Source organism: Nitrososphaerales archaeon, from assembly GCA_032906765.1.
Taxonomy (GTDB): domain Archaea; phylum Thermoproteota; class Nitrososphaeria; order Nitrososphaerales; family Gagatemarchaeaceae; genus DASPPF01.
Genome location: JAJTZB010000004.1, coordinates 37,593 through 56,035, shown reverse-complemented (window position 1 = coordinate 56,035; position 18,443 = coordinate 37,593). Strand labels below are relative to the sequence as shown.

General features: G+C 59.1%; 24 protein-coding genes, 1 tRNA gene and 1 other RNA gene. 11 read left to right on the top strand and 15 right to left on the bottom strand.

From position 1 onward, the window contains the following. Positions 1-2 precede the first annotated feature (2 nt). Genes LYZ69_05325 through hemA form a run of 5 tightly spaced genes read right to left on the bottom strand, consistent with a single transcriptional unit; the run spans position 3 to position 4,647 of the window. Positions 3-716: a chlorite dismutase family protein gene (locus tag LYZ69_05325; protein MDV3277870.1), complete on the bottom strand. Its 714-nt coding sequence runs from the start codon at positions 714-716 to the stop codon at positions 3-5. Then, on the bottom strand, positions 716-1,705 hold the full coding sequence (gene hemB / locus LYZ69_05320) for a porphobilinogen synthase (protein ID MDV3277869.1): 990 nt from the start codon (positions 1,703-1,705) through the stop codon (positions 716-718). The genes LYZ69_05325 and hemB overlap by 1 nt, the downstream gene beginning before the upstream one ends. Beyond that, positions 1,698-2,459 carry a uroporphyrinogen-III synthase gene (locus LYZ69_05315; protein MDV3277868.1) on the bottom strand — a complete coding sequence of 254 codons (762 nt, stop codon included), beginning with the start codon at positions 2,457-2,459 and terminating at the stop codon, positions 1,698-1,700. The genes hemB and LYZ69_05315 overlap by 8 nt, the downstream gene beginning before the upstream one ends. Continuing rightward, positions 2,456-3,382, bottom strand: a complete 927-nt coding sequence (hemC, locus tag LYZ69_05310) for a hydroxymethylbilane synthase (protein MDV3277867.1) — start codon at positions 3,380-3,382, stop codon at positions 2,456-2,458. Before hemC ends, LYZ69_05315 begins: the two co-directional genes overlap by 4 nt. Beyond that, complete coding sequence (gene hemA, locus LYZ69_05305; GenBank protein ID MDV3277866.1) at positions 3,379-4,647, bottom strand: glutamyl-tRNA reductase; 1,269 nt, start codon at positions 4,645-4,647, stop codon at positions 3,379-3,381. The genes hemC and hemA overlap by 4 nt, the downstream gene beginning before the upstream one ends. A 64-nt stretch (positions 4,648-4,711) precedes the next feature. On the opposite strand from hemA, the gene LYZ69_05300 reads away from it, so the two are divergent. From LYZ69_05300 to LYZ69_05290, 3 genes are all read left to right on the top strand, one after another. Further along, the gene (locus LYZ69_05300; protein ID MDV3277865.1) at positions 4,712-5,854 is read left to right on the top strand and encodes a TIGR04053 family radical SAM/SPASM domain-containing protein; all 1,143 of its coding nucleotides are present in this window, start codon (positions 4,712-4,714) and stop codon (positions 5,852-5,854) included. A 246-nt stretch (positions 5,855-6,100) separates the two neighbouring features. Then, complete coding sequence (locus tag LYZ69_05295; protein MDV3277864.1) at positions 6,101-6,238, top strand: hypothetical protein; 138 nt, start codon at positions 6,101-6,103, stop codon at positions 6,236-6,238. Positions 6,239-6,431: 193 nt separating this feature from the next. After that, positions 6,432-7,304, top strand: a complete 873-nt coding sequence (locus LYZ69_05290) for a DUF4382 domain-containing protein (protein ID MDV3277863.1) — start codon at positions 6,432-6,434, stop codon at positions 7,302-7,304. A 291-nt stretch (positions 7,305-7,595) separates the two neighbouring features. Here the strand turns inward: LYZ69_05290 and rnpB are convergent. After that, an RNA gene (rnpB, locus tag LYZ69_05285) (RNase P RNA component) lies at positions 7,596-7,883 on the bottom strand. A 76-nt stretch (positions 7,884-7,959) separates the two neighbouring features. On the opposite strand from rnpB, the gene LYZ69_05280 reads away from it, so the two are divergent. After that, entirely contained in the window at positions 7,960-8,310 is a 351-nt protein-coding gene (locus LYZ69_05280; protein MDV3277862.1) for a VOC family protein, read from the top strand. A 2-nt stretch (positions 8,311-8,312) separates the two neighbouring features. Here LYZ69_05280 and LYZ69_05275 read toward each other — a convergent pair whose 3' ends face one another. Together LYZ69_05275 and LYZ69_05270 are read right to left on the bottom strand one after the other, a co-directional pair. Beyond that, positions 8,313-8,822, bottom strand: a complete 510-nt coding sequence (locus tag LYZ69_05275; GenBank protein MDV3277861.1) for a DUF367 family protein — start codon at positions 8,820-8,822, stop codon at positions 8,313-8,315. 41 nt (positions 8,823-8,863) lie between these two features. After that, the gene (locus LYZ69_05270; protein MDV3277860.1) at positions 8,864-9,553 is read right to left on the bottom strand and encodes a hypothetical protein; all 690 of its coding nucleotides are present in this window, start codon (positions 9,551-9,553) and stop codon (positions 8,864-8,866) included. 84 nt (positions 9,554-9,637) lie between these two features. Here LYZ69_05270 and LYZ69_05265 point away from each other — a divergent pair, with 84 nt between their 5' ends. Both LYZ69_05265 and LYZ69_05260 read left to right on the top strand, forming a co-directional pair. Continuing rightward, on the top strand, positions 9,638-9,871 hold the full coding sequence (locus LYZ69_05265; protein MDV3277859.1) for an Lrp/AsnC ligand binding domain-containing protein: 234 nt from the start codon (positions 9,638-9,640) through the stop codon (positions 9,869-9,871). 51 nt (positions 9,872-9,922) lie between these two features. Continuing rightward, positions 9,923-11,143, top strand: coding sequence for a tRNA(Ile)(2)-agmatinylcytidine synthase (locus tag LYZ69_05260; GenBank protein MDV3277858.1), 1,221 nt, complete (start codon positions 9,923-9,925; stop codon positions 11,141-11,143). Here LYZ69_05260 and LYZ69_05255 read toward each other — a convergent pair. Further along, positions 11,109-12,278 (bottom strand): PLP-dependent aspartate aminotransferase family protein, encoded by a 1,170-nt coding sequence (locus LYZ69_05255; protein ID MDV3277857.1) that lies wholly within the window; start codon positions 12,276-12,278, stop codon positions 11,109-11,111. The genes LYZ69_05260 and LYZ69_05255 overlap by 35 nt on opposite strands. Before the next feature lie 56 nt (positions 12,279-12,334). On the opposite strand from LYZ69_05255, the gene LYZ69_05250 reads away from it, so the two are divergent. Both LYZ69_05250 and LYZ69_05245 read left to right on the top strand, forming a co-directional pair. Beyond that, positions 12,335-13,207 carry an arginase family protein gene (locus LYZ69_05250; protein ID MDV3277856.1) on the top strand — a complete coding sequence of 291 codons (873 nt, stop codon included), beginning with the start codon at positions 12,335-12,337 and terminating at the stop codon, positions 13,205-13,207. Positions 13,208-13,262: 55 nt separating this feature from the next. Beyond that, on the top strand, positions 13,263-13,730 hold the full coding sequence (locus tag LYZ69_05245; protein MDV3277855.1) for an LAGLIDADG family homing endonuclease: 468 nt from the start codon (positions 13,263-13,265) through the stop codon (positions 13,728-13,730). Here LYZ69_05245 and LYZ69_05240 read toward each other — a convergent pair. From LYZ69_05240 to LYZ69_05215, 6 genes are all read right to left on the bottom strand, one after another. Continuing rightward, positions 13,728-13,837, bottom strand: a tRNA-Met gene (locus LYZ69_05240). The two genes, LYZ69_05245 and LYZ69_05240, sit on opposite strands and share 3 nt — an antisense overlap. A gap of 192 nt (positions 13,838-14,029) precedes the next feature. Continuing rightward, on the bottom strand, positions 14,030-14,581 hold the full coding sequence (locus tag LYZ69_05235; GenBank protein MDV3277854.1) for an HDIG domain-containing protein: 552 nt from the start codon (positions 14,579-14,581) through the stop codon (positions 14,030-14,032). Beyond that, complete coding sequence (locus LYZ69_05230) at positions 14,578-15,087, bottom strand: transcription factor (protein MDV3277853.1); 510 nt, start codon at positions 15,085-15,087, stop codon at positions 14,578-14,580. Before LYZ69_05230 ends, LYZ69_05235 begins: the two co-directional genes overlap by 4 nt. Then, the gene (locus LYZ69_05225; protein ID MDV3277852.1) at positions 15,084-15,620 is read right to left on the bottom strand and encodes a tRNA (cytidine(56)-2'-O)-methyltransferase; all 537 of its coding nucleotides are present in this window, start codon (positions 15,618-15,620) and stop codon (positions 15,084-15,086) included. The genes LYZ69_05230 and LYZ69_05225 overlap by 4 nt, the downstream gene beginning before the upstream one ends. Further along, on the bottom strand, positions 15,607-16,698 hold the full coding sequence (hflX, locus tag LYZ69_05220) for a GTPase HflX (protein ID MDV3277851.1): 1,092 nt from the start codon (positions 16,696-16,698) through the stop codon (positions 15,607-15,609). Before hflX ends, LYZ69_05225 begins: the two co-directional genes overlap by 14 nt. Before the next feature lie 86 nt (positions 16,699-16,784). Next, complete coding sequence (locus LYZ69_05215; GenBank protein ID MDV3277850.1) at positions 16,785-17,297, bottom strand: hypothetical protein; 513 nt, start codon at positions 17,295-17,297, stop codon at positions 16,785-16,787. Between the two features lie 98 nt (positions 17,298-17,395). On the opposite strand from LYZ69_05215, the gene LYZ69_05210 reads away from it, so the two are divergent. Genes LYZ69_05210 through LYZ69_05200 form a run of 3 tightly spaced genes read left to right on the top strand, consistent with a single transcriptional unit; the run spans position 17,396 to position 18,414 of the window. Continuing rightward, positions 17,396-17,854, top strand: coding sequence for a hypothetical protein (locus tag LYZ69_05210; protein ID MDV3277849.1), 459 nt, complete (start codon positions 17,396-17,398; stop codon positions 17,852-17,854). Further along, positions 17,851-18,183, top strand: coding sequence for a transcription factor (locus LYZ69_05205; GenBank protein MDV3277848.1), 333 nt, complete (start codon positions 17,851-17,853; stop codon positions 18,181-18,183). The genes LYZ69_05210 and LYZ69_05205 overlap by 4 nt, the downstream gene beginning before the upstream one ends. A gap of 12 nt (positions 18,184-18,195) precedes the next feature. Then, positions 18,196-18,414 carry a hypothetical protein gene (locus tag LYZ69_05200; protein ID MDV3277847.1) on the top strand — a complete coding sequence of 73 codons (219 nt, stop codon included), beginning with the start codon at positions 18,196-18,198 and terminating at the stop codon, positions 18,412-18,414. Positions 18,415-18,443 lie beyond the last annotated feature (29 nt).

The window sequence follows — 18,443 nt, the reverse complement described above, 5'->3', positions numbered from 1 at the left end:
GACTATCCTAGGAGAGAAAGCATGGTGGTTGGGTCCACGCGCCGGCAGGTGAAGATGGGAGTCTCGAGCTGGGTGTACATGCTCGCCTCCGAGCTCCTCAATTCCTCCACCAACGAGAGGAACTCCGCTGGGTCGTCTCCATCGAAGGCCAGCACGAACTCCTGGTCGTCAAGACCGAAGGAGTATCCCGTGTTGATCTTAATCGAGGGATACTTGTGGCCTATCTTGAAGTGCTCCGCCATGATCCTCTGCCTCTCAGCGAAGGGCAGCCTGTACCACTCCCGTTTCTTCACGAACGGGTAGACGAAGAGGAACTTGCTCGAGCGGTACTGCTGCAGGGTCCCTTCCTGGCCTGGGCGCCTGTGGGAGCCGAGATACTTGGACCTCCTGGTCATCGCGAGGTAGGAGTACGGGATCTCCAAGTACCTCCCGAGCTTCGTCGAAAGGAGCCTCGCGACAAAGGTCTGGAACGAGTCGAGGCTGGGAGAGTCTGCTAGAATCATGAAATCGGTGTCGCCCCGGATCCCTACGAGCGAGAAGAACGAGAGGCTCGAGGACGAGGAGTCTCCCAGAGCCCGCAGGAATTCCCTCCTGGATTCCTCCTTGGTCGAGTCATCTAGTGACCTCCACTCGCGCGCCACCTTGAAGAAGGTGTACTTCAGGAAACTCTTCTCAACCTCGGCAGCCTCTGGGGTGCTCTCTCGCTGTTCCTCCATCACAGTCCCTCCCTGAGCCACCCTGCCGCCGCCTCGGCGAAGTAGGTGATTATCACGTCAGCTCCGGCCCTCTTGATCGATGTGAGGACCTCCATCGCCATCGTCCTCTCGTCGATCCAACCGTTCATGGCCGCGGCCTTGATCGCAGAGTACTCGCCGCTGACGCTGTAGGCAGCGATGGGCAGGTCGAACCTCGAGCGGGCCTTCGCTATTATGTCGAGGTACGAGAGCGCGGGCTTTACCATCACGATGTCCGCCCCCTCCTGGACGTCCCTTTCAATCTCGCGCATCGCCTGCCTCGAATTCGCCGGGCCCATCTGGTACGCCTTCCTGTCGCCAAACGACGGGGCTGATCCCGCGGCCTCTCTGAATGGGCCGTAGAAGGAGGAGGCGAACTTCGCAGAGTACCCCATCACCAGGGTCTCGCCTAGTTGGGCGTCCTCCAACGCCGACCTGATCGCTGCGACTTGGAAGTCCATCATCGCGCTAGGGGCGACGATGTCGGCGCCAGCCCTCGCGTACTCGACCGCGGCCTTCGCGAGCAGCGGTAAAGTTGCGTCGTTGTCCACCTGTCCTTCCTTCAGCACGCCGCAGTGTCCGTGGGAGGTGTACTCGCAGAGGCAGACGTCTGCGGCCACCACCATGGAGGGCGTGGCCTTCTTGATCTCCGCTATCGCCCTGGGCACCACCCCTTCGCTCGCGTAGGCTCCGCTTCCAACTTCGTCCTTGGACTCCGGGATGCCGAGGAGCAGGACCGCAGGTATCTTGGCCTCGTCGAGCCGCGTCACGCATCCGCCGACCCTGTCGACCGAGTAACGGTTGACCCCCGGCATCGCCTCCACCGGCTCTGTCACGCCCCTGCCATACCTGACGAACACGGGCGCTATGAAGTTCGACGCGGTCAGGGCGGTCTCGCTCACGAGCCTCCTGATTGGCTCAGTCTTCCTGAGCCTCCTCAGCCTCACCTCAGCCTCGCGCCGCTCAGGCATCTGCTTGGCTCAACCTCGTGATCTCCCGCACCACAGCATCAAGAGTGAACGATTCTGGCCTGGTCGTGTTCGAGAACCCGCTCTCCCTCGCCGCCGATTCAGTGACCGGCCCTATGCAGACGGCCCTCAGCCCCATCAGCTTCCGAAGCTCGTCCTCGGCCACAAGGGAGCAGAAGCTCTTGACTGCGGAGGGGCTCGCGAACACTATCAAATCTGCGTCCTTGATCTTGGGGCTCGGTCCCCTGGTAGGCAGAGTTCGATAGATCGCAGCCTCTTCCACGCTGAACCCCCGCTCGACGAGCCTGTTCGCAAGCCTGGGGTCGGCTATGTCGGACCGCAGAAGCATGACTCTGTCCCCCTTCTCCGCGGGGAGCTCCTCCCCGAGGGTCGCGGTGGTGTAGCTGGACGGTACGAAGTTCGGTTCGACGCCAAGGCTCGAGAGCGCACTGGCGGTCTGCCGGCCGACGGCAGCAACTCTGGGGTTGCCCTCCCACGGCAGCTTCAACGACAGCGCCTTCATCCGAGTCCCGAAGTGCTCCGCGCCCGAGGACGAGGTGAAGACCACCCAGTCGAAGTCGCCGAGGTTTCCGAGAAGTCGGTCAACGTCTTTCCAGTCGCTGGGCGGAGCGAGGGAGATCGTGTCCACAGTTATCGGGTCCAGTCCCACGAGTTTCAATCTCCTGGCCAACTCCTCGTTCCCCTCCTGCGAGCGAGTGATCACCACGCTGAGCGACCTGGGTCTCAGTGCGGTCAAGCCCTGATGGCGCCTCCCTTGATGATCTCCGCGCCCCCGAGCTGAAGCAGTTCCTCGCCGAGCGCCTCGCCCAGCTCGACTGGGTCCGTGGAGGTCGCGCTCCTCTTCAGGACAATTCTGCCGTCGGCGGACGCGATCATTCCCACGAGCGTGAGCGAGCGGCCGTTGCGAGCCGCGTGCGCCCCAGCAGGCACGTAACAGTCCCCGCCTATCGCCCTCGCGAAGGCCCTCTCACACTCCGAGGACCGCATCGTCTCCTCGTCGTTGATCTTCGAGACGATCCTCTCTATCTCGGTATCGCCCTTCCTCACTTGCACCGCCATGGTGCCTTGTCCCGCGGACGGCACGATCTCGTCCACTGGGAATCTCTGGGTGATGCGTTCCCCCATGGAGAGCCTGTCCAGTCCAGCGGCGGCCAGGACCAATCCTGCAAGATGAAGCTCATCCATTCTCCTCACCCTCGTCTCCACGTTGCCGTGCATATCCACTATCTTCAGGTCCCGCCTCAGGCTCAGGAGTTGCGCCCTTCTTCTGATGCTGCTCGTTCCAACCGAAGCCCCCTTGGGAAGGTCAGAGAGCCTCTCTCCTTTGGACGAGACGAGCGCGTCGCGGGGATCGCCCCGAGGAGGCGTAGCACCAATCTTCAGTCCGTCGGCGAGTTCCACCGAGAGGTCCTTCAGGCTGTGGACGGCTAGGTCCAACTCCCCCTTCGTCAGGAGCGCTTCTATGTCGCCGGTGAAGGCCCCCTTGCCATCCGTCTCGCCCCGCTTCTCCGGGGGGAGCCTGTCCCCAGCTGTCCTAATCGTGACGACCTGAAGCTCGAGCCCTGGCGCTTTCTCCGAGAGCATCTTCAGGACGGCTCTCGTCTGCGCCAGCGCGAGCTTGCTCCCCCTAGTGCCCACCCGGAGCTTGCGCGCCGTCATTTTCCCCCATCCCTGAAGATCGACTCGAGGAGGAGGAGCCGTTCTGACTGGTCTTCCCCGTTACCAACCTCCTTCACGAATGTCGCGTGGGGGGACAACAGTTTCCCGGTGAGTCGCTTGCTCATCGCCTCGATGATCGTCTTGTCGTGCGATGAAAGGCCCGGAAGCCTCCTGAGCGCGGCCAGAGTCTCCTCCTCTCTGATCCTCTCGGCCCACTTGTAGATGTTGCCGAGAGTCGGCGTGAGCCTGCTCGCGGTGAGCCACACATCGAACCTCCGCGTCTCTTCCTCGACCAGCCTCTCCGCCGAGGCATTCTCGCGGCGCCCGAGTGAAAGGGCCCACGCGGCAACGGCGTCGAGGTCGTACAGCCTTATGAACTTGGAATCCCTGAGGGAAGGGTCGACATTCCGGGGAAAGCCGAGGTCAAGGACCACCATCCTTCTCTTTTCGGGAAGGTCTCGCTTGGTTAGGACGTAACCATGATGCCTTGTAGCGGCGATGATCAAATCGCACTTCTCAGAGACTTCCCGCAGCCTTCTTCGAGAGATTCTCTCGGCGTTTGGGAATCGAGCCTCGACGTCCCGCCTGCCCGAAAGGAGGTAGACGGCCGAGCCCTTTAGTCTGAGGGCGGCAAGCTTTGCGGTCTCGCCAGAGCCTATCAGGAGTACCTTGGCGGGCCGGCGTCCAAGTTCCTTTAGAGCGCGTCTCAGCGCGAAGGCGCTCACAGACCTGTTCGCGGGAGATACTTTGTACGACTCGCGTATCCGTTTGCCCGAGCTGTACGCCGCGTCGAACAAGGAAGACAGAATCGACTTTGCCTGTCCTGACGTCCTCGCAGTCTTTCCTGCTTCCCTTACCTGCTGAAGTATCTGCTCCTCGCCTAAGACGGGCGAGTCCAAGCCGGAGGCTACTCTGAAGATGTGCCTTATGGCATCCGCGCCCGTCTTCACGTAGAAGCTCTCGGACGAGGTTCCGTCTCCGTCGAGTCTCGTCATCACCGACTTCGCCACCTCGTTGGGGCTGCTGCACGCGAGGTAGACCTCGAGCCTGTTGCAGGTCTCCAGGATGGAACATTCGAATATCTTCCCTCTCCCGACCTGAAGTCCTGGCTCGGGGACCTCGGACAACCGTCTGGCTATGCGCTCCCTCGTGCCTATCTCTGCCGTTCTGAAGGACGTGCCCACCAAAACCACCGACGGCGCGGCTGGCCTTCCGTTCGCATCAACGGCTGCGGGATGGACACCTTCGCCGGTTGGCGAATCCATTTGGCGTTTCGACTTCGGCTGGGCGGTATTATATTTAACTAGTGTTAGTTATATTCCCCTCGCAATGCGACCACCGTGGACACTGAGGACGGACGTCTCCCAGGCTCCGTTTTTCGTGTGCTGGGAGACTACGAAGGCCTGCCTTCTTGCCTGCCGTCATTGCAGAGCTAGGGCGATTCGGAGGTCCCTCCCGGGCGAGCTGGACCATTCGCAGGGTCTGGCGGTTATCGACCAGTTGCTGGATTTTGGAGAGCCTTACCCCGCACTACTTCTGACTGGGGGCGATCCGCTCATGCGACAAGACTTCTTTGATTTGGTCGAGCACGCGAAGAAGAATGGAATCTATGTCGCCGTCGCCGCAAGTGTGACGCCGAAGCTCAATCAGGAGACAATAACTCGAATGAAGGAGCTGGATGTCGACATAATGTCGGTCAGCCTCGACGGGGCTTCCCCCTACACACACGACAGGCTCCGCGGCGTTCCAGGCACTTGGCGCGGAACGATTCGCGCCCTTCAGACAGCCAAAGACGCAGGATTGAGAGCACAGGTCAACACCACGGTGATGAGGAGCAATATTGACGAGCTGGCCGACATCTTCCACATCGTGAAAGAAGCAGGCTCGGTCGCGTGGGAAGTCTTCTTCTTGATTCGCACGGGTCGCGGCGCTTCACTCGAAAGCCTGCAACCTTCCGAGTGCGAAGAGGTGATGCACTTCCTTTACGACGCTTCGCAGTACGGCATGCCCGTCAGAACGGCGGAGGGGCCGAACTTCAGGAGGGTGCGCATCGAGCGTCAGAAGCAGGTTGGCCCGCCAACCGGCGAAGCGTATCAAAGACTATCGGCGCGGCTGCGAGCCCTCGAAGGAAACCCGACAGCCCAGCCCTCCGTCAAGGCAACACAGACCGGGGACGGAAGGGGCATCATGTTCGTCAGCCATGACGGCGAAGTCTATCCGAGCGGGTTCCTGCCGATACGCACAGGCAAGGTTCCAGAAGACAACCTCGTTTCAGTTTACAGGTCGAATGAGCTTTTCGCAGATTTGAGAAATCCCTCAAAGCTAAAGGGCCGTTGCGGTAGGTGTGAGTACCGTACAATCTGCGGAGGTTCGAGGTCCAGGGCGTTCGCCGAGCTCGGGGATGCTTTCGGAGAGGACCCCGCCTGCCCGTACGTTCCAGCAGCCAGCTATGCGGTGTCACCGCTGGCCTAAATCGCGTAATCGATTCCAGTCGTGTTGAGGCTTGCCGGAACTAAAACAGCAACCGAAGCAAGGGCGGCGACGGGCGACCTATCAAACGTTAGGGGTAATCCCCAATGTTTTAGGGATACAGAGGCTTCGCAGAAGGTGGACGACTGGGCAGGCCTTGGAACGCCAGGTCATTTGAGTGCGAACGTAGATCGTAGGCATGACTCCCATCTTGTTGGGAGCTGTAGTGGTGGCAATCGGCTTTTACTCATGAGCGCGGGCGGTGCAGAAAGGATTGGCATTCATTCAGTCAACCTCTTCGACATCGTGCCGGGATACGTCATCGTGAGGGTGGCAGCATTGATTGTGATTGCGGCTCTCGTCGCTGGAATTACATCGACGAAATAGTCGACGTCTAGAAGCTGGAGGCGCTCAAAGGACTCAGTAATGCCGCCATGGGCAGACCCTCGGCCAGCAAGGGAATCGACGAATCAACACTTCGGCTATCGGAATTTGAAAATCTTTCAGCTCCCGACCGGCCCGGGCACTTTCAATAGCATGGCATAATCTATATTGCGCAAGGAAGGACAGGGACCAGAAAATGCCCTCAAGAAACAGAACACTGAGTTACGTAGCCGTCGCTGTAGTAGTCGCAGCCGTCATAGTCGGGGCGGCGCTCGCATACAACCCATTCGGGATGAACACTTCGGGCGCAGGAAACGCCTCGACCCAGGCACTGCCCTCTGGCCAGGTCTCCTCAACTTCAGCCCAAGGCGGGACTGGGACCCTCAACATCTACCTGACAGACGCGCCGCCTGGTAGTAATACGCTGAGATACCTCCTGGTGAACGTTTCGAGCGTAGAACTGAGGTACCAAGGTAGCCTAGCGACCACAACGTCTTCCACAACCTCAACTTCCTCATCGAGTTCGACCAGTTCTTCGAGCACGTCTACGAGTAACACTTCTTCGTCATCGTCGACCACTACTTCAACCACGACGACAACGTCGCAGAGTTCAACTCAGCCGCAGAACACCTTCATCTTCAAGGTCCCCTCCAACGTCGGGACCAACGTCAACCTGACGAAGCTACAGGGGCAATCGATTCTTCTCGGGGCCACAAAGATGCCTGCGGGTAACATAACTTCAGTCATCCTCAGTATTACGGGCGCAAAGGCATTCTACACAGACGGTACATCCGAACAGCTCAAGGTCGTGGCCGATGGAAAGCTGATGATCCCGATTCATTTCGGGGTTCAGACCAATGGCTCCACAGACCTTACCTTCGACATTACGCCCAGCCTCGTCCACATAAGCCAGGGCGGCGTCCTGACCCCGGTAATCCACACGACAGCCGTGGAGAGGGGTTCAGGCAACAACAGCACTACTCACACCACTGATGTGACCGAAACGACGACTGGCACCGCAAGCGCGACAACTTCAACAACTACAACGACCAAGTCCACCACCCCGTAGGCGACCGCGCCTACGGGCTTTTTTCTTGTCATCGGAATAACGTTTCTGAGCTTCTATTTGTCGGCGCAGTCCTCGTGAGTCTTCCGTCATCGCACGTGTCATGAACAGTTGACGAACCCCTTCCGGCACAGACGCTTCGTGGAGAATAAATACCATCAGCGATTACTTACGGCATGACCGGTATGAATCCCCGAATCGGCTCTCGAACAAAACCTTCCGCCGCCACCGTCGCGTCGGGGGTTATGCTCCGTAGCCAGGGGCGGAGGTCTTCCGCCCGAGGTTACGTGCGACACGTGTCGGCCGTAGTCCTCCTTCTGTTCTAGACGAGATTCAGCTCAGCGGCCCACCCTGGTCTTCTGCAGGCGTTTCATCGACCACGTTCGGCCTTGCTCCGCACGGGTCAGCCGTTTCATCCCGATCCCCACCGACCTCAGGGTCGCCCCATCACCGCACTTGGTGGGTCGGGTCTCGTTTCTGTTCTGGAGCCAGCCGTCTCCGGCTGCGCCTCTCGGCGCCGTGCGTCCTGCTGCGAGGGAGGAACTTCCCCAGGAGATCCCCGTGGCCCGTCCGCCAACTCGCGTCCCCCACGAGCCCGTGCAGGGGTGATTAATCCTTTCTCCAAACCGTTAAGTGCGTACCGGAGAGCTGCTCCTTCATGTTCACTGATATCGGCTCTGTTCCGGTCCTCGTCAACGACGCGAAGAAGGCGGCGAAGTGGTACGAGGAGAAGCTCGGTTTCGAGGTCAGCGTGCAGGGTCACTGGGTCACGGCCAAGCCCAAGGGTTCCAAGATTACGATCCATCTCTGCGAAAAGTGCGCTGATTGGGAGGACGACCGACCGGGCGGAAATACAGGCATCTACCTCGCATCAGACGACAAGAACAGGACCTACAAGGAGCTGAAGGCCAAGGGCGTCCAGTTCAAGGTGGAGCTGACGGACGCGCCGTGGGCCCCCGGGAAGTACGCGATACTGAAAGACCTAGACGGGAACGAGTTCTGGATGTAGGTTCAGCGCTCGAAGAGCTGCGGAAAGTACTCCCGCTCGCGCTGAAGGACCTTGCCCTCAGTCCTCGACTTCCTGTAGTCCTCGAGCGGCTCCTTGTTCAGTGTCTCGAAGGTCGGGCCCCACTTATAGATTGACAGGTAGCGCTCCGCCTCCTCCACCTCGCCTAGGATGTACAACGCCGCGGCCAACGCCTCGAGGGAGCTGAGCACTCCTGGCCTCGCGTAGTTTATCGGGTTTCCGGCCAGCAGGATGGGCAGCCTCCTGTGCTTACCGCCCAGCCTCTTGAAGAAGACCTCCTGTGCCAAGTTCCAGGAGCAGTCCACGACCAAGATTCCCTTTGCGCTGCTGTCGGGAGGCGAGAGGACCCTGTGCGCGTACGGGTTGAGCACTATTGTGCTGTCGGAGGCGTGGAACTTTCGACTGACGCCCTTGACCATCTCCATGTGAATCATCTTCCGCGCCGTGCACTTCGTTGGGTCGTCCTGGCCCATCTCGATTGCGAAGAGGTTCATCACTCTGCCCGGGCCAAATCGCCGAGTCCTTTCTGCCCCCTTTATCTGTTGTCGCTCGCGTTGACCCGCCCTCTTCCTTTGACCAGGACGTAGCCCCGACCTCCGCCGAGGACCCTGCGGATCGTCTCTCTCGCATACTGAGGGTACTCTTTCGTTAGGTCACACAGCCGTTTGCCTCTGTCAAAGTGTTCTCTTCTGATTTTCTCGTAATCTCTCGGCGTCACCTTGGCCCTGAATCTTCCGAATGCGTCTCTGAGCCTATCATTGCGAAGTTGCTTCATCAATCGGTCACCCTCGGGGCGCTTGTATGGTACGTCAATGGGGACTTTTCTGTTACGTCGTTCTCGCCTGCCAGCTTCGACTTCGTTTCGGAAGACCAGGGCCAGCTGGTTACCCGTAATCCTACCTTCGTAATAGTCCAAAGCGGCCCGCGCTTCGTTGGCCTTCTTGCACAGATAAGGCAGCATGTACCTCAAGGTCTGCTCGACCGAATCTAACTGGCTTACCGCCACCATGTACGCATTTCCCATTGACATCTTCAGCACGTTACCAGGCTTCACACCATTTCGAATCAGAAACTCCCTGACGTTCCTAATCTGGTCGACTGATTGGTCAACAAAGATGAGTGACAGACTCAGCTTGTATGGCTGGTTGGTCGTGTCTGAGAAACTAATTGTTCCATCACCATCGAAGTATCCACCAACCTGTCCCCACGAACGATACTTCGGCACATCAATGGAGTGCTTCGGAAGATAAAAGCAGCAACGGTTATTACTACACGCTACGATAGAAGCGCGAGAGGCAGCGAATTAGAGATGCCGATGGCCTTTGTTTTGATCAATGCTGACCTTGGCGCTGAGGAAGACCTGCTGAAGAAGCTAAAGGCGATTCAGAACGTCAAGGACGTCTATGTGGTCTATGGAGTCTACGACATCGTGGCCAGGGTCGAAGCAGACACGATGGACAAGGTCAAGGAGACCATCACTTGGAACATCCGACGCCTCGACAAGGTTCGAAGCACGCTCACTATGATCGTCGTGGAAGCCTAGCAGCATTAGGCCTCCCCAAACTAAAATAGCTCAACCCGTCTCCGATTCCCGTTGAAATGCTTCGTCGGCCTCGACGACACAGACTCTTCCGCTGGCTATTGCACCACCTACCTCGCGTACAGAATCGCCGCCGACCTCCGGGACGACCTCAGGGTCCTGCCGTACCCGAGACTCGTGCGGCTGAACCCCAACATCCCTTTCAAGACCAGGGGCAACGCGGCCGTCTGCCTGTCGATTGAGACAGCCGACTCCGAACGTGCATTTCGGCGCATCTGTTCCAAGGTTTCCGAACTCTCCGACGTGGACGGCGGGGCCAACTCTGGTGTCGTCTTCCTCGATGACCTAGGGTCCATCAAACCGTTCGAAGGGCTCTACCTCGACGCGCTCTGCGGCTTGGTGAACGTCCACAGAGTCGAGAAGCTCCTGCGCGAATTCGGCGTGCGAACGATGACGCTCGGGAACGGCATGGGTTTGGTAGGTGCGGCGTCATCGCTTGGCTTTGACGAGCGCTTCGACCACACCTACGAGCTGATTTCTTACAGGCTGAAGGAATTCTGGGGAAAGCCGAGGGCTGTCGACGCGCAGTCTGTGAAGGAGATGGACCGACTGACCTATCCGCGAACTTTCAACAACTATGACTATCAGAAGCGGAAGGTGCTGATTGCCCCGCACGGTCCTGACCCCGTCTTCGTAGGAATCCGCGGCGACTCGCCTGAGACTGTCGTGAGCGCCTTCGAGATGATTCGGAAAGGGGAGGAACTGGACGGCCACATGGTCTACCTGTCAAACCAGCACACCGAAGCCCACCTTGCGCGTGAGCTCGACTGGAAGGTCTTCTCATCCGGCTGGGTCGTCGGGAACGTCGAGGACCTCGAGGTGGGGCAAGGGGGGCACCTCTACTTCACCCTCCGCACTGGGGATAAGAGACGCCACTGCGCCGTTTACGAGCCGACTGGGGACCTGCGCAGAGCGGCGAAGCTTCTGCGCCAGGGGGACGAGGTCAAGGCCTACGGGGGCGTGAGGCGCGCCACCTCGCTCCACCCCAAGGTGCTCAACGTCGAGAGAATCGACGTGCTTTCACTGGCGTCCGACAGAGGGGAAAGGACACTCGTCACAGGTTCGTACGTCGCCTCTCCGAGGGCGAACAGGCACCTGTCGAAGCCGCTGATTCGCTACGGGAACGAGGTCGCGGGAAAGCCCTCGAAAGCGGTAGCCGACTGGCTTCGTTTCAACTCCGTCATACCGACGCCAGCGCTCGCTCGAAGTCCTTGATCAAGTCCTCCTTGTCCTCTATCCCGACCGAAAGGCGAATCAGAGTCGGCGGGATGCCCGTCTTGGCCCTCTGGGCGGGGGTCAGTTGGTGGTGGCTGAGCACAGCTGGCTGGGAGACGAGCGTCTCCACTCCACCCAGGCTCGCAGCGAGGTAGGGTATCCTCAGCCTCTCCGTGAATCTCATCGCGTCCCGGAGGTTGCCTTTCAGCTCGAAGCTCATCATCCCGCCGAAGCCGCGCATTTGCCTCTTCGCAAGTCCATACTGAGGGTGCGTCTTCAACCCAGGGTAGTGCACGGTCTTCACCTTCCTGTGCCTCGAGAGGAACTCGGCCAGCGCCTGGGCGTTCTCGTTCGAGGCCTTCACTCTCAGAGCCATCGTCTTCATTCCCCTCAGAATCAGCCACGCGGCATGGGGGTCGAGCGTCCCGCCGAGCGTCCTCCGCATCATCTTCACTGCCCCGATTTTCTCCTTGCCCCCGGCCGCAGCGCCTGCAACGACGTCTGCATGGCCGTTCAGGTACTTCGTCGCGCTGTGGAGGGAGATGTCGGCGCCGAGCTCCAGCGGCTTCTGGTTGATTGGCGACGCGAACGTGTTGTCGATCAGAAGCAGCGCGCCTGCGGCGTGGGCCAGCTTCGCCGCCCTCGAGATGTCGACGAGCTTCAGCGTCGGATTGGTTGGGCTCTCGATGTAGACGAGCTTCGTGTTCCTCTTCACCGCGCGTTCCATCTTCTGAAAGTCGGTCGTGTCTACGAGCGTTGTGTCGACCCCGTACCTGGGCAGTGTCCCGTTCATCAGCTTGAACGTCTCTCCGTAGAGGTCTCGGATTGCCACAACGTGGTCTCCCTTCTTGACGAACGCCAGAACCGAGGTCGAGATTGCAGCCATCCCCGAGGAGAAGAAAGCCGAGTCCTCGGCGTGCTCGAAGGATGCGAGCTTCCGCTCCAGCCTTGAGGTGGTCGGGTTGTCCCAGCGCGTATAGACGTACCTGCCGCTCTTACCGTGCACCGCTTTCGAGACGTCCTCTGCCTTGGAGAACCCGAACGTGGCCACTTGGTAGATGGGGGTGACAATTGACCCAGAAGCCTCGTCAATCGGCTCAGCTTCATGGACAGACTTGGTCGAGTCTCTGGTCAACTTGCCCGCAGTCGGCTGGAAGCCACGTAAATAGATAGCGAGGCAAAGCCTCCCACATGAGGGACGTCTCAATTGTCGGGCTGCCGCTCTACACCCTCGCGAGGTACGGCGGCATGGGGCGCTCCGCAACGGCTCTCAGACGGGCTGGGCTGTCGCCTGCGCTGGGTGGGGCTGTAAGGGACGAAGGGGACGCGGGAATCCCGAAGCTGGAAGGTGACTCGCTGGAAGGTGGGATGAAGAACTTCGGGCATTTCATGCGCGCATCAGAGACAATCACCGCCAAGGTTGGAGAGCTAGGAGAGCCGGACATGCTGGTCTGCTTGGGTGGCGAGTGCTCACTCACGGTCGGGGCCCTAGCTGGTCTGGCCGAGACTCACGCAGGGAAGCCTGGCATGCTCTGGATTGACACTCATGGCGACTTCAACACTCCGAAGACATCGCCTTCAGGATACATCGGCGGGATGTGCCTAGCCATCGCGTGCGGAAGGGGTCCCACCCTCGGTGAGAAGGTCGAGAGCCGAAGACCCTTGCTGCAGGAGGACCGACTGGTCCACCTTGGATCTAGGGCTCTTGACCCGCCCGAGCTGGAGATGATGAGGGCGTCGCCGATGGGACTGTACACAATGAAGAAGGTGAACCTGATGGGAGCGACAGAAGCCGCTAGGCAGGCGGCAAAACGTCTATCAGATGCTGCGGACTGGCTCGTCTGTCACCTCGACGTGGACGTTCTCGACCCTGCAGTCATGCCTGCTGTGAACTACCCGACCCCAGGGGGGATGACAGTCAATCAGGCGGTGGCCGTCGTCAAGGCCATGCGCAACACTGGAAAGTTGAAGGTCCTGGACATCGCAGCTTACAACGCAGACTTCGACCGCGACGGCTCGTCTGCGAAGACCATCGTCAAAATGCTGAAAGAAACATTCGCGTGACATCAGGAAGAGTAGCGAGGGGTGGTTAATTACAAATCAGCGACGATTCCATTGATTGGCGGAACAAGAGGCGTGGCTTGCGGGGCTGATTGACGGGGAAGGTTGCTTCACTCTCTCGATATACCGTCAACACGAACGCGCATTGAGGTTTGACCTTGTCTTTTCTATTTCGATGAAAGAAGGAGCTTGGTTCCCTTTTGTGACAGCCGTCTTGAGGAAACACAGGATACCCTTTAGCACAAGGCGACGGAAGAACCAAGTGGAGGTTCGCGTTCAAGGCCATTCGACAGTCAAGAGACTGATTGCAATTGTGTTGCCGTATCTTGTGGTCAAGCGCCCACTGGCAAGCAAGCTCCTCCATTTTCCCACGGCACCTGCGAGAAACAGGTTTGTGGCGATTGACGAATCATACGTAAGAAGAATCTGCGAGACTGTCGATTTTGTACGGGAATTCAATAGTGGGAAGAACCGGAAACACAAATGGAATAGCAAGACTATCGGCGACTTCTACGGCATTAGGTAGCGAGGGGTGGAGTTTCAGGGGATAATCCCCCTTTGAACCACCGTTCTGCGGGTTTCTCAGCGAGTCTTATGAGCCCGCCGGGATGTACCTGGCTTCCCCACCTCGCTGTCCAGAGTGGCTCCTATCATCTATCCTTAAGCTTACCTCTGGCCCGACCGTCCTTTGGACGCACTTACTCGGATTAGAGTTTCTCCATGCACGCCGCCCTCTGGTACGTGCAACACGTGCACTTGCTGCAGCTCTCGTACGCCTTATGCCTGCAGACCTTGCAGATGCACGCGGGCATAGGCCCGCCGCCCCTAATGAGATTCTTTAACCTTATCCAGAACGAGCTTGCCCGGATCCTGGCCCAGCTCGTCTCTCAATCCTTTCTCCAACGCGAGGAGCCTCCGCACGTCGTGCTTCTTGACAGTGAACCTCCGCACCTCTCCCTCGAACGGCCTGACAGTTTCGGAGTCGACCATCTTGTCGGCGAAGCACACTATCCGCTCCTCCAGCGTCCTGGGGATGTAGTCTAGGTCGGGCAGGCCCAGCGCCTTGGCCTCATCCGGGGAGAGGCCGGCACCCACGTGTTTCCTGACAATCTCCACTACCTTCCTGTCCACGCCTTCGCGCTCGATTATCCCGGCCCCCTCTACGCCATGCCTCACCGTCTGAATCCGTGACCGCCCCAAGTCGTGCAGGAGAGCAGCGACGACTACTGCCTTGGTGTCTACCCCGACGCCTTTTCTCTCGAACCCGTCAGCCAGCATCTTCGCGACCCTGGCTACTGCCTGGCAGTGCCTGACTACCCTCTCGCTGCTTCCGTGCTTCTTGTGTAGCGCCAGCGCATCCCCCTCGGAGGGAATCACTTGGCGAGCTCCTCTTCGAGCTGCCCTACCTTCCACTTCAGGGCCGACTTCAGCTCTGCGTTGTTCAGTCTGTTGAGCGGCTTCGAGCAGGTGGGGCACTTGAAGAAACTCTCCATCGCATCCTCGAAGGTCCTCGTCTGGCACGTGGGCGTTCCGCAGTGGTAGAACTCGTGCGTCTCCTCGTAGTCGAGCCTCTGCTTCAGCCTGTTCAGGACCTTCTTTCTCTGGGTCTGGATGAAGCCGTCGGTCTGGTCCCTCTGGGCCTTCCACCTGTAGACGAACCAGCCCCTCTTGGGGTCTCTCACCCTCACTCCGGTGATCAGGCTCCTCCCGAACAGGTAGTAGAGCGCCTTCCTGACTGTCTTGATCTTCAGCCCAGTCGCTGACGCTATCTCCTCGTCCGTAGCGTTCTCGTTGTTGAGGAGCGCCCTCGCCACCCTCACGTAATCCTGTCCCCCAATGAGGCCAGCGACCTTGACGAAAGTGTCCTCGTACTCTATCTTCAATTCTCGATAACTCTCTTGCCCCCAGCCGAGGGGACTATTCGTAGTTTGCTTTTGCCAAAGTTCCTCTTAAGCTCTTCTCCACTCTGAACCTCATGCAGAGTAATTGCGAGGGCAGCTATCTCCGAGTGGGGCTGCGACGTCACCGCGATGTTGTAGTCCGCCGAGTGGTAGACCTGACCTGGCACCTTCGGCCCTCCTACCACGATGAGCAACCTGTCGAGGCCCCTCAGCTCCGCAATCTTCTCCTGGAGCGGGAGCCCGTACATCGTAAGATGCACCACCTTTCTACCCTCTCGCTTGGCCTCCCCAAGCACACTCTTCCATGGCCTTCCGACGACCACCTCGAACTTGCCGCCCCACGTCTTGTTCACTTCTTCAACGGTGCCCAGGATGTCCTTCTCGACATCGTCGAGGAAGATGGCCTCAGCGCCGAGCGCCCTCGAGACAAGGCAGAGGTGAGTCAACGTCCTGTCGTCCCTCACATACCTCTGCCCCACCCTCAGGACCTTAATGCTTTTCTCAGCTCTGCTCAACTACGCCCCATACCTCCCCTTCCAGTCGGCTGTACAGCCTTGAGGCTATCCCGCCGAGAAGCTCTTGGAATCCCCTCCCAGTCGCTGCGGAGACGATGCACGCGTCCTTCACCCCTGTGCTCCACATCTTCTCCCCCAGTTCTTCGTCGCCCACCAGGTCGGCCTTGTTCATCGCCGTGAGGATCCTCGTCTCTGGAACGCCCAGCTCTGCCAGCGTCTCCACGCAACTGTTGTATGCAGTTGTCATCTTCTCAAGCGGCTGGCTGGCATCGACGAGGAGCAAGACTAGGGTCGCGTACGACACCTCCTCGAGTGTCGACTTGAAAGCCTCGATCAGAAATGTGGGCAGCCTATTGATGAAACCAACAGTGTCTGAGAAGAGAACCCTCTCCTTCCCAATGTAGATGCCCCTCGTCGTCGGGCTCAGGGTCGTGAAGACGCCCGCGTCCACTTGCTTGGCCTCGCCGGTGATCCTGTTGAACAGCGTTGTCTTGCCCGCACCGGTGTATCCTGCTATCGCCACGGTGCGGTAGCCAGTCCTCTCCCTGCGGTACTTCAGCAGGTCCCGTCGGCCGCTCACTTCGTCGACCTTCTTCTTGAGGGTCGCCATCCTCCTCTTCATCATCCTGACGTAGACGTCTACCTCGTACTTGCCGAGGCCGAAGAAGCCCGGCTGCTCCTCCGCTTTCGCCATGCGAACTTTGTCCCGCGCCCTGGGCAGCTCGTACTTCAACTCCGCCAGCTCCACCTGGAGTTTCGCCTCAGCGGTCGATGCCCTCTTTGCGAAGATCTCGAGTATCAACTTCTCCCTGTCCTTCACCTCGACCTTGCAGAGCTTGGCGAGGTTGTAGGTCTGCGATGCGTTGAGCCTGCCGTCGAACAGGACCATCTCGACACCCGATTCTCTGACAAGTCGGGCCGCCTCCTCCGCCTTTCCTTCCCCTACACCATACTTCGCGCGTTCCAGATACTTCTGGGTAAGCGCAGCCACCGGCTCGTATCCGGCCGCCTCGGCAAGCGCACGCGCCTCCTCTGCCACGTACTTGTCTGGGTAGTGAATCAGCAGCGCGCGGGTCATGAGTAGTTTCCCCCAGACGAGACCAATGTGCCTTTCCGACCGTCCTGAAGCTTCGGGATAAGCACTACTGCTTGGCTGGCCGACGGTCAGTAGAATCCTGCTGCGACCATGAGCCCCAAGGCAACCAGCAGGAGGAGGACGTTCACGGTTCCGAGAGCCCTCGACCTAGCGAGGTACTTTCCGAGCTCGGGGGGAGACTCCTGCGCTCCCTTCTCGCCCATCTCCTTTACGATGCGAATAATCTTCCTGAAGTTCGGGGTGGTCACCGCCAGCCCCAAGACGAAAGCTATCAGCGCGATGGTCATCCCAGCGCTGATGGACGCGCCGAAGGTGCTTGCAGGCGCAAGTTGTGAGAAATCGCCGTCCACCGTGACGTAGAGTAGGGCCAGCCCGAAGACAATCGTCGAGCCCCCTGTAATCATGATGAACCTGAGGATTCCCGGCATGACCTTCACCGTGAACTCGCCCTTGGCTGGCTGGGAGAGCGTCCCCAGTCCTGGGAGCAGCACGAACATGCTGAGCAAAGCACTGCCGAGCCAGCCCACCGCGGACAGGACGTGCGCGTAGGCCAAGACTGTGAGCACTATCGGGTCTGCCAAGCAGCGGCGCTCCTCCACTCTTGTTATTTAAGCGGTGCAACGTCGCGCGGCCCAGAGCTTAATACTCGCACTCGGGTCACGTCGGATGCTTGCAGCTCGTGGACGAAAAGCGGCGGCTCTCGATAATGGTGGACTACTTATTCGGTAGAGGCGTCAGCGGGGCGCTGCCGAAGGAAGACGTGAAGCTGGTCTACTCAAGAAGGTCCGGCAGGGTCAAGCTCGTCTTCCACGGGTCGAAGCTCTACGCCACCGTGAGGCCTAACGGTTCGATAGCACTCTCGATATACGGTGCTTCGACACTTGCCAGGAAGCGGTCCTTCTCGGAGAACTGCGTGACTGTGAACGAAGATGCCGTTCCGTTCGTGCAGGGCGGCAAGTCCGTCTTCTGCAAGTTCGTCACAAAGGCGGGCAAGAGGGTCGTCCCGAAGGGTGAGGTGGCAATCCTTGACAGGGCAGGCAAGGTCATCGGCGTGGGAAGGGCCACCATGAACGGGGCATACATACCACAGTTTAAGTCAGGGGTCGCGGTGAAGGTCAGAGAGGGTTTGACGCGATGAAGATGGACAACAGGCAGGCCCGAAGGATGATGGAGAAGATGGGCATCAACATGAAGGAGATACCAAACGTCGAGGAGGTAGTGATCCGCACGTCCGACAAAGAGATGCACATCAAGAACGCGTCAGTCTCCGAAGTGAACGCCCAGGGAAACAGGGTCTTCCAGGTGATGGGCGAGGTGGAGGAGGTAGAGGTGGAGAAGGAGTCCTTCAACGAGGAGGACATCCTTCTCGTCCAGCAGCAGGCAAACGTCCCGAGGGAGAAGGCTGTGGCCGCGCTCGAGGAGTCCGACGGAGAGGTCGCCAGGGCAATCCTGAAATTGACTTCATAGGCCGAGCGTTTAGTGGTCGTTCCACAATCTGGGTCAAAAAGGGGAAGAGAGCGGAGCGTCAAAGGCTGTGAGGGGGTGCCGGTCAACTCGATGACGCCCATACCCATGGGGTCAAATGAAATAGGTCTCCTCCGAGTCGCCCACCATCTCGTGATTCTCGAAGACGCAGACTACCTCAGGAAGGTAGCCCCACTTCCCGACCTAGTCATTGAAGGCCATCCAATCGCGTAGGACGATTACCAGGTTCACACTGAATTCGG

Excerpts from the sequence above, each read along its gene's own strand:
- LYZ69_05325 (MDV3277870.1), bottom strand. The coding sequence starts at position 716 with ATGGAGGAACAGCGAGAGAGCACCCCAGAGGCTGCCGAGGTTGAGAAG.
- LYZ69_05275 (MDV3277861.1), bottom strand. The coding sequence starts at position 8,822 with ATGAACCTCTTCGCAATCGAGATGGGCCAGGACGACCCAACGAAGTGC.
- hemC (MDV3277867.1), bottom strand. The coding sequence starts at position 3,382 with ATGACGGCGCGCAAGCTCCGGGTGGGCACTAGGGGGAGCAAGCTCGCG.
- LYZ69_05300 (MDV3277865.1), top strand. The coding sequence starts at position 4,712 with ATGCGACCACCGTGGACACTGAGGACGGACGTCTCCCAGGCTCCGTTT.
- hflX (MDV3277851.1), bottom strand. The coding sequence starts at position 16,698 with ATGACCCGCGCGCTGCTGATTCACTACCCAGACAAGTACGTGGCAGAG.
- LYZ69_05250 (MDV3277856.1), top strand. The coding sequence starts at position 12,335 with ATGAGGGACGTCTCAATTGTCGGGCTGCCGCTCTACACCCTCGCGAGG.
- hemB (MDV3277869.1), bottom strand. The coding sequence starts at position 1,705 with ATGCCTGAGCGGCGCGAGGCTGAGGTGAGGCTGAGGAGGCTCAGGAAG.
- hemA (MDV3277866.1), bottom strand. The coding sequence starts at position 4,647 with ATGGATTCGCCAACCGGCGAAGGTGTCCATCCCGCAGCCGTTGATGCG.
- LYZ69_05295 (MDV3277864.1), top strand. The coding sequence starts at position 6,101 with ATGAGCGCGGGCGGTGCAGAAAGGATTGGCATTCATTCAGTCAACCTC.
- LYZ69_05205 (MDV3277848.1), top strand. The coding sequence starts at position 17,851 with ATGAAGATGGACAACAGGCAGGCCCGAAGGATGATGGAGAAGATGGGC.
- LYZ69_05280 (MDV3277862.1), top strand. The coding sequence starts at position 7,960 with ATGTTCACTGATATCGGCTCTGTTCCGGTCCTCGTCAACGACGCGAAG.
- LYZ69_05265 (MDV3277859.1), top strand. The coding sequence starts at position 9,638 with ATGCCGATGGCCTTTGTTTTGATCAATGCTGACCTTGGCGCTGAGGAA.
- LYZ69_05290 (MDV3277863.1), top strand. The coding sequence starts at position 6,432 with ATGCCCTCAAGAAACAGAACACTGAGTTACGTAGCCGTCGCTGTAGTA.